Annotated in this window: 12 protein-coding genes; 8 read left to right on the top strand and 4 right to left on the bottom strand. The window is 39.2% G+C overall.

Annotated features, from left to right (window positions below; all coding sequences use genetic code 11):
• Positions 1-278 precede the first annotated feature (278 nt).
• From miaA to bioB, 4 genes are all read left to right on the top strand, one after another.
• A complete protein-coding gene (gene miaA, locus H6G74_RS20065) occupies positions 279-1,172 on the top strand; it encodes a tRNA (adenosine(37)-N6)-dimethylallyltransferase MiaA (RefSeq protein WP_190969348.1) in 894 nt (297 codons plus the stop codon).
• A gap of 268 nt (positions 1,173-1,440) precedes the next feature.
• Positions 1,441-2,184 (top strand): tetratricopeptide repeat protein, encoded by a 744-nt coding sequence (locus H6G74_RS20060; protein WP_190969347.1) that lies wholly within the window; start codon positions 1,441-1,443, stop codon positions 2,182-2,184.
• A 123-nt stretch (positions 2,185-2,307) separates the two neighbouring features.
• Positions 2,308-3,192, top strand: a complete 885-nt coding sequence (locus tag H6G74_RS20055; protein ID WP_190969346.1) for an SDR family oxidoreductase — start codon at positions 2,308-2,310, stop codon at positions 3,190-3,192.
• A 290-nt stretch (positions 3,193-3,482) separates the two neighbouring features.
• Positions 3,483-4,478 carry a biotin synthase BioB gene (gene bioB / locus H6G74_RS20050; protein WP_190969345.1) on the top strand — a complete coding sequence of 332 codons (996 nt, stop codon included), beginning with the start codon at positions 3,483-3,485 and terminating at the stop codon, positions 4,476-4,478.
• Positions 4,479-4,573: 95 nt separating this feature from the next.
• Here the strand turns inward: bioB and petL are convergent, their stop codons facing one another.
• On the bottom strand, positions 4,574-4,669 hold the full coding sequence (gene petL, locus H6G74_RS20045) for a cytochrome b6-f complex subunit PetL (protein ID WP_190969344.1): 96 nt from the start codon (positions 4,667-4,669) through the stop codon (positions 4,574-4,576).
• Positions 4,670-4,961: 292 nt separating this feature from the next.
• Here petL and aroB point away from each other — a divergent pair, with 292 nt between their 5' ends.
• Positions 4,962-6,056, top strand: coding sequence for a 3-dehydroquinate synthase (gene aroB, locus H6G74_RS20040; RefSeq protein ID WP_190969343.1), 1,095 nt, complete (start codon positions 4,962-4,964; stop codon positions 6,054-6,056).
• Between the two features lie 75 nt (positions 6,057-6,131).
• Here aroB and H6G74_RS20035 read toward each other — a convergent pair whose 3' ends face one another.
• Together H6G74_RS20035 and H6G74_RS20030 are read right to left on the bottom strand one after the other, a co-directional pair.
• Positions 6,132-6,548 carry a hypothetical protein gene (locus tag H6G74_RS20035; protein WP_190969342.1) on the bottom strand — a complete coding sequence of 139 codons (417 nt, stop codon included), beginning with the start codon at positions 6,546-6,548 and terminating at the stop codon, positions 6,132-6,134.
• 261 nt (positions 6,549-6,809) lie between these two features.
• Positions 6,810-7,838 carry a hypothetical protein gene (locus tag H6G74_RS20030; RefSeq protein ID WP_242051292.1) on the bottom strand — a complete coding sequence of 343 codons (1,029 nt, stop codon included), beginning with the start codon at positions 7,836-7,838 and terminating at the stop codon, positions 6,810-6,812.
• A gap of 227 nt (positions 7,839-8,065) precedes the next feature.
• On the opposite strand from H6G74_RS20030, the gene H6G74_RS20025 reads away from it, so the two are divergent.
• Entirely contained in the window at positions 8,066-8,638 is a 573-nt protein-coding gene (locus tag H6G74_RS20025; protein ID WP_190969341.1) for a Uma2 family endonuclease, read from the top strand.
• Between the two features lie 204 nt (positions 8,639-8,842).
• Positions 8,843-9,310, top strand: a complete 468-nt coding sequence (locus H6G74_RS20020; protein WP_190969340.1) for a hypothetical protein — start codon at positions 8,843-8,845, stop codon at positions 9,308-9,310.
• Between the two features lie 253 nt (positions 9,311-9,563).
• Here the strand turns inward: H6G74_RS20020 and H6G74_RS20015 are convergent, their stop codons facing one another.
• Positions 9,564-10,475 carry a polysaccharide deacetylase family protein gene (locus H6G74_RS20015; protein ID WP_190969339.1) on the bottom strand — a complete coding sequence of 304 codons (912 nt, stop codon included), beginning with the start codon at positions 10,473-10,475 and terminating at the stop codon, positions 9,564-9,566.
• A 164-nt stretch (positions 10,476-10,639) separates the two neighbouring features.
• On the opposite strand from H6G74_RS20015, the gene H6G74_RS31590 reads away from it, so the two are divergent.
• A complete protein-coding gene (locus H6G74_RS31590) occupies positions 10,640-10,771 on the top strand; it encodes a hypothetical protein (protein ID WP_277927168.1) in 132 nt (43 codons plus the stop codon).
• Positions 10,772-11,428 lie beyond the last annotated feature (657 nt).

The following is an 11,428-nucleotide window of genomic DNA, read 5'->3' as shown; positions in this document are numbered from 1 at the left end:
GCCTTAGTGACGACTGTAGGGCATTTGTGTGAGAAGTTTATCTAGGGGATGTATCCCCATAAGTTTTCCCGATAGATAATCTAATTTTTTCCGAAATCACTTCTTTCAGCACTCATGGACACAGAGCATTTTTAAAGATGACTTTATAAAACCTCTATAAAAATACTTCTCTGAGAGGTTAACATGGTTCTCAACGATTGAGAATATAGTACAAATATACCATTATTAGAGAGCAACTAACTATTGACTATTGAGCAATGACAATTGACCATTAATCAATGACTAAATTAATTGTGATTTGTGGTGCGACTGCCACAGGTAAATCTGGTTTAGGTTTAACTTTAGCGCAAAGATTGGGTTCTGTGATTCTCAGTGCAGACTCCCGTCAGGTTTACCGAGAGTTTAACATTGGCACAGCTAAACCAACGTTAGCAGAACAAAAATTAGTGCCACATTATTTAATAGATATCTGCGAACCAACAGAAACAATGACGGTAGCAGACTATCAACAGCAAGCACAAGCTTTGATTGCGTCTTTTGCTGTTGAGCCAATTTTGTTAGTGGGTGGAACTGGTTTATATATTCGTTCAATAGTTCAAGGGATGAAAATACCGAGAGTTGCGCCTGATTATGAATTGCGATCGCAGTTAGAATCTCTCGGTCAAAATCAACTTTATACTATGTTGCAACAAGTTGATCCCACCGCCGCACAAAAAATTCATCCTAATGATTCCGTGCGGACTTTACGCGCATTAGAAGTATTTTATATAACAGGAAATCCCATATCTCAACAACAAGGTGAAAACCCGCCAGATTACCCGATTTTGCAGATTGGTTTAGATTGTGATGTTGAAAAATTAGACACACGCATTCACAAGCGAACTGAACAAATGATTGCCGATGGTTTAGTGGCTGAAGTGGAATATCTTTGTCAGCAATATGGTGCTGATTTATCATTGTTAAACACTTTGGGATATCAAGAAATCAAGCAATATTTAGCGGGTGAGATTACTTTAAATGAGGCAAAAGAATTAACAGTTTTACATACAAGACAATTTGCCAAACGCCAGCGTACTTGGTTTAGAGCATATCCGCAAATTGAGTGGTTTTATGCAGATGATGTTGATTTGATAGAGAAAGTTTGGCTGCGTGTAAATGAGTTTATTAATTAAAAGCTTATCCCAGTAAATTGCCTACCACTGCTACACTAAAGTTTACGAACCACTCCAGGCTCAGAGAACGCAGAGTCAGAGGAGCAATCACCAACCCATTTTATCGTTTATAGATAATTTCACGAATCAAACCGGATGCCTATAGTGAATGGCAAAATTGAGTAATTGCACAGATAAGCAAATTAATTAAAAAACAACAGTCTTTTATGATACTATTAAGAAATATCAAAATGATTTAACATCAAATTTAGAGTTCTGTAGGTACAGCATGGTCTTTTGGCGCTGCATAGCTGCCTCTGGCTTGATTGTTTGCTTGATATCTGGTTGCGGTAGCAAAGCCCAATCATCAATCAAAAATACTCAGCAAGTGGTACAAGAAATCAATGTTTCTCGGTTGCTGACAGAAGCAAAGACAAGTCAAAAAGCAGAAGATTTATTTCATCAGGGCAATAAATTATTAGATGCACAAAAATACCAAGATGCCATAGCAGTTTATGATAAAGCTATCGCCCTCAATCCAGATAGTGCAGATGCTTGGATTAACAGAGGCATAGCTTTAACAAAGTTGCAAAAACATACAGATGCACTAGCATCTTATGATCGAGCGATCGCTATCAAATCTGATAAAGATGAAGCTTGGTACAATCGAGGCAATGCTTTGGCCTCCTTGCAAAGTTACACAGCCGCAGTTGCAGCTTATGATCAAGCGATCGCCATTAAACCAAATAAACAAGAAGCCTGGATTAACCGAGGCATAGCCTTGACAAAATTACAACGTTATCCAGAAGCTCTAGCATCTTATGACAAGGCGATCGCCATCAACCCAAACAAGCCAGAAGCCTATTACAATCGAGCTTGTACTTATGCCTTACAAAACAAAGTAGACTTAGCCGTTGCAAACTTAAAAGTCGCCACTCGCCTCGTTCCAGAAAAATACCAACAATTAGCGAAAACCGACCCAGATTTTAAGAAAGTACGTAGTGATCAAAGATTTCAAAAATTAATTCAATAGCAGATTTTGTTAACTATTCTGTATAAGTTTTTATCTGTTTGCTGTTGCAAGTTACAGGGTATGATTTGGATAAACTAAATCTAATCTCTGCATTGCTTTGCTGCCTGCAATCAAAAATCATATATGAAAAAATTATTGATTACCGGAGCCAGTGGCTTTTTAGGATGGCATCTTTGCCAACTAGCAAAACAAGAATGGGAAGTTTATGGTACTTATCACTCTCATTTGCTAGAGATTCCGGGAATCAAAATGGTGAAAGTTGATTTAACAGACTTTCAAGAATTAAAACAACTATTTATAACAATTCATCCAGACGCAGTTATTCATACAGCAGCTCAGTCGCAACCAAATTTTTGCCAAATTCATCCTCAAGAATCACACCTCATCAATGTCACAGCATCTTGCAACATTGCTGGACTCTGTGCAGATTATTCGATTTCTTGCGCGTTTACATCCACAGATCAAGTCTTTAATGGCTTAAACGCTCCTTATCATGAAGCTTCACCAGTATGTCCCATCAATATTTATGGTGAGCAGAAAGTCATGGCTGAAATGGGTATGTTAGAGCGATATCCTATAACTGCAATTTGCCGAATGCCCTTACTGTTTGGTAGTGCAACACCCACAGCCCAAAGTTTTATTCAACCATTTATTAAAACTTTGAAGGAAGAAAAAGAATTAAATTTATTTATTGATGAATTTCGCACACCAGCCAGTGCGACAACAGCCGCGAAAGGACTATTGTTAGCCTTACAAAAAGTGAATGGACTCATTCATCTAGGAGGGAAAGAGCGAATTTCACGTTATGACTTTGGACAGTTATTAGTAGAAGTCTTTCAACTACCATCTACAAGTATAAAAGGCTGCCGACAACAAGATGTCAAAATGTCCGCACCCAGGCCAGCCGATGTTTCTTTAGATAGTTCTCAAGCCTTCGGTTTAGGATATCAACCTTTATCTATCAAAGAAGAATTACAAATAATTGCTCAATATCAAAATTATCTTTGATGTCTGATAAGTCTTTACAACTCCCTACTCCCAGCGTGAACAAATATAGCAGTCTTATTTGAGATAGAAACCGATAAGGAGGACAAGGCAGACAAGGGAGACAGATATTTATAAATCATTGAGAATTGCTATATTTGTGAGTTTATGTTGATTTATTAATCTGCCATCCAAGCAAAATCTTGATAAGCTGATGTCTAATGTCTACAAATCTAGGATTAAAAGCAGTACTTCAACAGATCCAGCAACGAGACAGATATTAATCAATCCAGTCAACAAGAAGGATTTATTGAATGTCGGTGGGAATACGCTACGATTGGCAGGAAGCAGAAATTCAGCAGATTTACAACATGCCATTACTAGAGCTTGTTTATCAAGCTGCTAGTATACATCGTCAATATCATGACCCAAAAAAAATACAGGTCTGTAAACTAATCTCCATTAAAACAGGAGGTTGCCCTGAAGATTGTGGCTACTGCTCTCAGTCTTCTCATTACAACACAGAAGTAAAACCCCAAGCACTTCTTTCCAAAGAGACTGTAGTCAATATAGCCCAAACAGCCAAGCAAAAAGGTGTCAGTCGTGTTTGTATGGGTGCGGCTTGGCGAGAAGTGCGGGATAACTCTCAGTTTGAAAAAGTGCTGGAAATGGTCAAAGAAGTGACCGATATGGGCTTAGAAGTATGCTGCACCCTGGGGATGTTAACAGCAGACCAAGCCAAGCGATTAGAAACAGCCGGGTTGTATGCTTATAACCATAATTTAGATACTTCTGAGGACTATTACAGCACAATTATTACCACAAGGACTTATAGCGATCGCCTAAATACTATTGAGAAAGTCCGGCAAACCAATGTCACTGTCTGCTCTGGTGGTATCTTGGGCTTGGGTGAAACTGCTAAAGACCGTGTATCAATGTTATGCACTTTAGCAAATCTCAACCCACATCCAGAGTCAGTCCCAATTAACATTCTTTCCCAAGTTGAAGGTACTCCCTTAGAAAATCAACCAGATGTCCCAATTTGGGATGTAGTGCGGATGATTGCGACAGCACGTATTGTTATGCCAACTTCCGATGTGCGGTTGAGTGCAGGCCGCGCCCGATTTTCACAAGTTGAGCAAGCTTTCTGTTTCATGGCTGGAGCTAATTCTATCTTTTCCAGCGACGATAACAAAATGCTAACTGTCACCACACCTTGTCCAGATTATGATGCTGACCAAGAAATGTTGAACTTGCTGGGCTTAGAAATGCGTCCACCTGTCCAAAGACCCGCAGTAACTTTGGCTTAGGGGCTAGGGGCTAGGGAAGAGAGTTTTACTTGTTTGGTTGTCATGGCCAAATCCTGAGTCGAAAATACTAACCTCTAGCCTCTAGCCTCTGAGAATTAGAGGATTTTAGCAGAACGTAGACCGAATAATAAACCTGCTGCGATCGCAGTAAATACAGCTAAAAAACCGATGTAAGCAACTACGGCAAACATTTTGATGCTTCTCCACAATACTTTACTAAATCTATTGAACCATTAGTCAAGGGTCAATGGTCAATGGTCATTTGTCCTTGGTTATTAGTTCACATCCCTGTACCCTTCCCCTCTTCTGCTTTCCTTGCTTCGGGTGAACGAAATTTTGTGTGGGATTTCTAGCTAAGTATCCAAAAAATTACCCTCCACACTCCCCACACTCCCCACACCTTTTTTCTCTCACCCCCCTGCCTCTTTTTGTCCCCAGATTGCGTTAAAATACAACCCCACGGGCGCTTTTTAGGGTTGGGCAATGACTTCTACCATTAACGTTAATTTACCGCAGCAGTCTTACGAGATTGCGATCGCACCAGCAAGTTTAGATCAACTCGGTCAAAGTATGGCCAATCTCCAGCTAGGGCAGAAAGTACTTGTAGTATCTAATCCCACTATTTTTAAACATTATGGCGAAAGAGCGATCTCATCACTAAAATCGGCAGGATTTAACGTAGCTAGTTATTGCTTACCAGCCGGGGAACGCTACAAAACTCTCAACTCTATCCAAAAACTCTACGATGTCGCCTTAGAAAATCGCCTGGAACGTTCCTCGACAATGGTTGCTTTGGGGGGAGGCGTAATCGGTGATATGACTGGCTTTGCGGCTGCAACTTGGCTGCGGGGAATTAATGTTGTCCAAGTACCTACCACTTTGTTAGCAATGGTAGACTCTGCTATTGGCGGCAAAACAGGCGTAAATCATCCCAATGGCAAAAACTTAATTGGCGCATTTCATCAGCCGCGTTTAGTTTTAATTGACCCAGAAGTATTAAAAACTTTACCTGTGCGTGAGTTTCGCGCAGGTATGGCAGAAGTGATTAAGTATGGCGTGATTTGGGATGAGGAATTATTTACCCAAATGGAAGCCAGTAAACATCTCAACCAACTCCGTTACATGAAGCCGGAATTGTTGAGTGAAATATTAACTCGTTCTTGCCAAGCTAAAGCCGATGTCGTGGGAAAAGATGAGAAAGAAGGCGGACTGAGGGCAATTCTTAATTATGGACACACCATCGGTCATGCTATTGAAAGCTTGACTGGTTATCGATTAGTGAATCATGGCGAAGCAGTTGCGATCGGTATGGTAGCGGCTGGACAAATTGCTGTCAATTTAGGTATGTGGCAACAAGCCGAAACTGACCGACAAAATGCGATCGTTCAAAAAGCAGGTTTACCAACAAAGTTACCTGCTGGCGTAGATATTGCAGCAATTATTGATGCACTACAACTAGATAAAAAAGTGAAAGCTGGTAAAGTGCGGTTTGTTTTACCAACTCAAATTGGTGTAGTCACAGTTACCGACCAAGTACCAGCAGAAGTCATTCAGCAAGTATTACAAGGAATGCAATAGATAAGCTAGATAAAGGTTTGGTTCAGAGGTTGTTAGAATTTTTACGATACCAAAAGCTGTTGCTAACCTACAGCATTAAAACTCCCAAACATGATCTGGATCATCAAGTGCCGCTTTCACAGTAGACAGATCAGTAAGGTTCTTGAAAGGACTAGATTTTGCCAATTCTACAACCGCATTTAGTGCCAAGCCAAGCTGTTGATTGTTACCAGACGATATAGCTTGATCAACTACTTGAAAAAGTGAGTGAAAATTGTCAGCACGCTCATCAAAGGAATGCTCAAGATAACCAATTAAGAAATCACGTTTTTCTTTAATTTCCGCGAGAGTTACTTTCTCCCAGGCTTCGATTTCACAGCGTTTTGTCTTTTCCTCTTCTGTAATTTTCAAATATTCAGTCCATGCTTGAACAACATCATTCAGACATTGTGCAGGACTAGCAAATGCTTCAACACCTCTTACGAAGTCTTCTGGGTGCTTTTTATTTACCATATTCTTTCCTTAAATAATCTGAGCGTGAGACAAGCTAAAACCCAATATGGTTCAGTTAAGAGAATAGTAGGTTGGGTGTAGCGATAGCGTAACCCAACAAAGTCTTGAAAATGTTGGGTTCCGTTCCTCCACCCAACCTACACCAGTCTAAGTTGTTGCCTTAACTGAACTGTATTGAGCTAATACCATAATTCTGTTTTTGGATAAAACCTCTATTCCTTGGTCTAACTAGCAACAAAATCGTATTAACCCGAACCGAGGTTAAATAGTACGATACTTTGCCTTTAATCCTGCTGCATCACAATTTAGATTGCCTTCACCATCTAAAACGGGAGTTTTCATAATTTCGACTAATGCTTTAATGAAAAGTGCAACTTCTTGAAACTTTGCAGCATCACACTCACGGACAAAAGGCTTTGATTCAAGCTGTATCAAATTATCAGTAGCTCTATTATTAAGATTTTCTACAAGCTCTTGTAACTCTGTAATTCGTCGTTGAACTTGTCTAAGGAAATCTTCAAAAGCATTAAGTTTGGCAATTTCAGTGTTTGCTTTAGCTTCATAGCCACGGGCCTCAGTCAAAGCTTTTTCACCTTGCCCTCCTAATACAAAACCACCAATCATTAAGGCAGGCCCTACTGCAATTCCACCTAACACTAGAGTGCCTAATGCCATACCGCCGCCACCTGCCGCTAAGGAACCTCCACCGAGCCATGCGAGAGTAGCATTCCAAGCAGCAGCACCACTCAATCCACCGATAGCTGCTCCAGTACTGGCTGTACCAAAAAGCCCTACGAGTGCCACTGTACCTTGGCCTGCCGCATATGCTGCTCCAACTGCTGTAAACCCACCTGTTGCAAATCGCTCCGCTTCCAATGCAGCTGCTTTATATTCCTGGATTTGCTGAGGCGAAACGCCCTCCAATCCCTCTAAAAATTTCAAATCGCTTTGCGATGCCTGTTGACCAATTCTTTCAATAAAGGCAATAAAACGCCCAATGGTTTGAAGTTTGACTTGAATTTGGAGTTGCCCGTATTCCTCTGCCAATTTTTGAGTTGTCTGTAAGGTTTCCTCTACTGATTTTCGCTTCTGTTCATAACGTTTTTGATTTGCTTTTCCAAGCTTCTTTGCTTCATCCATTTTGGAAATGCCATCCACTCCTGCTGCAACACCAACACCAGCAGTAATCAAAGCAGCAGCACCAAGAATAATTGGAATAATAAAAATCATCAGAAATCTCCCAGCTACAGTTAGTACACTTATTTGAGCGATGAGATAAATTTCAAACAATTCTTACCAACATAGCAATGGAGAATAGAACACACCCTCCGTAAAGACTCTGATGCTGAGGCATCTAGCTATTTAGCATTTCTGCATAACATCCTGTGAGCATTATTCAAAAAAAGAGGTTATCTGAACTTAAGCATTATTCTTACCAAGAACGATAAAATTAGGGTTTAAGCTAATCCAGAGCTCAGGTTAATTACAATTAAACTAGCTAAAAGCTGGGTTGCACCATGATTCTCCAAGCCAAAAATCAATTAACTTTACAAGAGTTTTTACATCTTCATCCAGGTGAGGGAGATACTACCTATGAACTTGTGGATGGTCAAGCTATTCCTAAAATGTCACCAAAGTTTTTTCACGCCAAGTTGACTTACGTCTTTTTAGAATTAATCGAACAATGGAACAAAGAACAGGGGATTGTCTGTCCCGAATGGTCTGTGGTTTTACAACGTCGAGGACGTGACTGGGTACCAACACCAGATGTTGTCTATATTTCTTATGAGCGTTTACCAGCTAACTGGAATGAGGATGAAGCTTGTCCAGTTCCCCCAGATTTGGTTATTGAAATAATTTCACCAGGGCAAACCTTTGGTCAAATGATTGCTAAAACCAAAGATTATTTAGATGCGAAAGTGCTGCGAGTGTGGGTGGTTGATAGCAAAGCCAGAAGTATTACTGTGTTTTTCCCAGATGCAGCACCACAAACATATATGGGGGATGAAATACTCAAGGATGCGCTGTTCCCAGGGTTGGAATTTACAGTTGAGCAAGTATTTTTACAGGCAAAAATTCCATTAGAGTAGTTATTTTGCAGTTATGAATTATTAGTAAAGTGCAAGAAACCCGATTTTACAAATAATTCGGGGATCTGATATATGCAAACTCAGTACAATTACTAATACCAATAAGAAGAAATGATTAATCACCTCAAATATGGGGTGATGACTGTTACCCTAGTGTATATATGACATGAAGTGAACGACAGCATAACACTCAGGGATTGCTCCATGAAAAGGTTCATTTACTTACCGATAATGTCTTCTTTATTGATGAGTGTAGGATGCCAAGTAGCTCTTTCTCAAAGTTTCAACTATGATGTTAAACCGGGGTTAATTACTGCACAAACATTATCTGAGTTAAATCCAGCTAATATTGTGAAAGTTGCTGAATTGACTAACAAAATTGATGAAGAAACAGCTTTGAATTTGGTTTGGAAGTTGCCACAAGTACAACGCAAAGCCAGGGAAATCGCCAAGCTTTCTAGAGGGACGATTAAATTAGGGGCGGTAGTTGATGGTTCTCCTACTGCTAATGAGCCTTACTACACAGTTCGCATATTTGAAAATCAATCAGACTATGATTCAACAATTTATTGGTTTCGGGTGTTTAATAACAATGGTCTGATAGAAGTTCTGGATGTAATTGAGAATAAATACATCAGTTTAGATGAATGGCAACAGCAATTAAAGCGATAGAAACTTGCTTAGTCGTGATGTTGCATAAGCGGCTTGATAGCAATTAAAGCTTGGTGGGTAATCATGCCCACCCTACATCTGAGTGTTGCGATCGCATTCTATCAAACTAGTAGAAAACTCATATTTGATTGTGCAGAAAACTTAGATATTGGTAAGGTGGGCATTTGTCAATCCTAAACATGACCACCCCACACATAATTTAAAAATCAAAACTGATTACTATATTAATAATCGGTAATTAGTAATTTAACTATTACTTTTTCTGGGCAACTACACTTTGTGCTTTATCTTCCATTTCTAAAAGTTCTGGAACAGTCACAAAGCTGTATCCTTGTTTCCGAAATCTATTAATAATTTCTGGTAAAGCCTGCACAGTGCGGGAGCGATTTCCACCACCGTCGTGCATCAGAACAATCCCACCTGGTTTAGCTAGGCGAAAGACATTATCAATCAATTTGGGTACAGCAGGCTGAGAATAGTCTACAGAATCAGTTGACCACATCACAACTGCATATTTAGCATTTTTAGCGTATGCTGCTACGCCATTGTGCATGATTCCTCCAGGTGGGCGAAACAAATTTGTTTTGACACCTGTAATTTTATAAATCAAGTCGGTTGTATGCTCAATTTCATAGGCTGCTGCCTGTTGATTCATGACATGATACCAGTGATGCCAAGTGTGGTTAGCAACCACATGACCTTCCACACTCACCCGCTTGAGTAAGTCGGGATAATTTTTGACGTTTTGACCAACAACAAAAAATGTGGCTTTGATATTATTCTGCTTCAGAATGTCCAGTACTTGAGCAGTACTTTCAGGCCAAGGGCCATCATCAAAAGTGAGTGCAATAACTTTTTGATTCGGACTAAGTTTAGCCTCTTTAATAACTGCTCCTTGAAAGCGTTTTGCTAAAGCATAACCAAGACCTTTAGCTTGTGCTTCTTGTTGCCAAGTCGTCAGCATTGCTGCTTTTAATCCTTCAATGCGCTTTTGCGTACCCACTTTGGCAACTAAGTTATTATTGATATTTACATTCTGGCTGCTTTGGGCTTCAGAAGCATTGGGTCTCAGAAGCATCATCATACCAATGCTTAATGTAGCACCTAGGGCAAGCAAAGCAATTAATATACCTTGCGGCCAAAGTAACGATTTATTATTTTCCACTTCATAGCTCCTTCAAGGGTCGAACCATTGTGTATGGTTCTGACGGTAATTTATAGCACACTTTTCTCTAAAATTTAGATTCCCAATTACTTTCTACTAATCCTGAAAATTTGCCTCAGTTTTACAGAATTTTATCTGAGGGTTTTCCTGGTATGAGGCGGGTTATGCTATCAGTAATCCTTCTGAAAGCGATCGCCCAGAACCACTTTGACTACTTAAGTATTTTTACTCTTTATCGTTATATTAATACTGCTCATACTGATAGTAATAACAGTCTGCTTGTATTAGTCTACTAATCATTTTCTTAACCTTCAAGAAGCCTCCTGTAAGATTTATACAAACAATAAAATTCATAATTTATACAATTCTACCTACAGTTAATAACTACTTGCATAGGTTATTTGCTCCTCGCAAGTTACATTTAATATTGTATATTTTACTGCTAAAAAATATTCTTTCTGTTTGAATAAAAAATTAAGTTTTTCCATACACAAGAGTTTCTCCTAGCTTTTGATTTATATAGTGGTCATCAACAAAAGCTAGTTTCTCATTATCAAGCAATATTAAGCCGTTAATTTCTATACTCTTTAATCATTCATTGGCAATGATATGATTAATCCATGATTTTAACTACATTTTTGTACAATAATGCTACGAGCTGAAGATAACTTTTGTTAAAAATTTAAATAAAATTTAATATTGCTGTGTTTTATGTACATAGTTAGAAAAAACTATAATGATTCTTGCTAATTATCTAGCAACTATTTAGCCTATTGCCCATTTTCGTAAAAATTTCGTTTTCCCGATACATACTTGTTTGAGACATCAAATATCAACTATACGCCTTATGTGAGATGGGGTAGCAAAAAAGAAGGGGAAACCACAAGATAAAGGTAACGACACCAAAGCTTGAGGTCTCCCAATGAATATGGTAGACGGTTCGACCCTGTTGA

The organism is Nostoc spongiaeforme FACHB-130, assembly GCF_014698475.1.
In the GTDB taxonomy this organism is placed as follows: Bacteria; Cyanobacteriota; Cyanobacteriia; order Cyanobacteriales; family Nostocaceae; genus Nostoc_B; species Nostoc_B spongiaeforme.
Note: the sequence above shows the minus strand (reverse complement) of the source record. Positions and strands in the feature narration are given on the sequence as shown.

What these genes read in the sequence shown, in the direction of transcription:
- miaA (WP_190969348.1), top strand. Translation starts at nt 279, where the DNA reads ATGACTAAATTAATTGTGATTTGTGGTGCGACTGCCACAGGTAAATCT.
- H6G74_RS20060 (WP_190969347.1), top strand. Translation starts at nt 1,441, where the DNA reads ATGGTCTTTTGGCGCTGCATAGCTGCCTCTGGCTTGATTGTTTGCTTG.
- H6G74_RS20055 (WP_190969346.1), top strand. Translation starts at nt 2,308, where the DNA reads ATGAAAAAATTATTGATTACCGGAGCCAGTGGCTTTTTAGGATGGCAT.
- bioB (WP_190969345.1), top strand. Translation starts at nt 3,483, where the DNA reads ATGTCGGTGGGAATACGCTACGATTGGCAGGAAGCAGAAATTCAGCAG.
- petL (WP_190969344.1), bottom strand. Translation starts at nt 4,669, where the DNA reads ATGTTTGCCGTAGTTGCTTACATCGGTTTTTTAGCTGTATTTACTGCG.
- aroB (WP_190969343.1), top strand. Translation starts at nt 4,962, where the DNA reads ATGACTTCTACCATTAACGTTAATTTACCGCAGCAGTCTTACGAGATT.
- H6G74_RS20035 (WP_190969342.1), bottom strand. Translation starts at nt 6,548, where the DNA reads ATGGTAAATAAAAAGCACCCAGAAGACTTCGTAAGAGGTGTTGAAGCA.
- H6G74_RS20025 (WP_190969341.1), top strand. Translation starts at nt 8,066, where the DNA reads ATGATTCTCCAAGCCAAAAATCAATTAACTTTACAAGAGTTTTTACAT.
- H6G74_RS20020 (WP_190969340.1), top strand. Translation starts at nt 8,843, where the DNA reads ATGAAAAGGTTCATTTACTTACCGATAATGTCTTCTTTATTGATGAGT.
- H6G74_RS31590 (WP_277927168.1), top strand. Translation starts at nt 10,640, where the DNA reads ATGCTATCAGTAATCCTTCTGAAAGCGATCGCCCAGAACCACTTTGAC.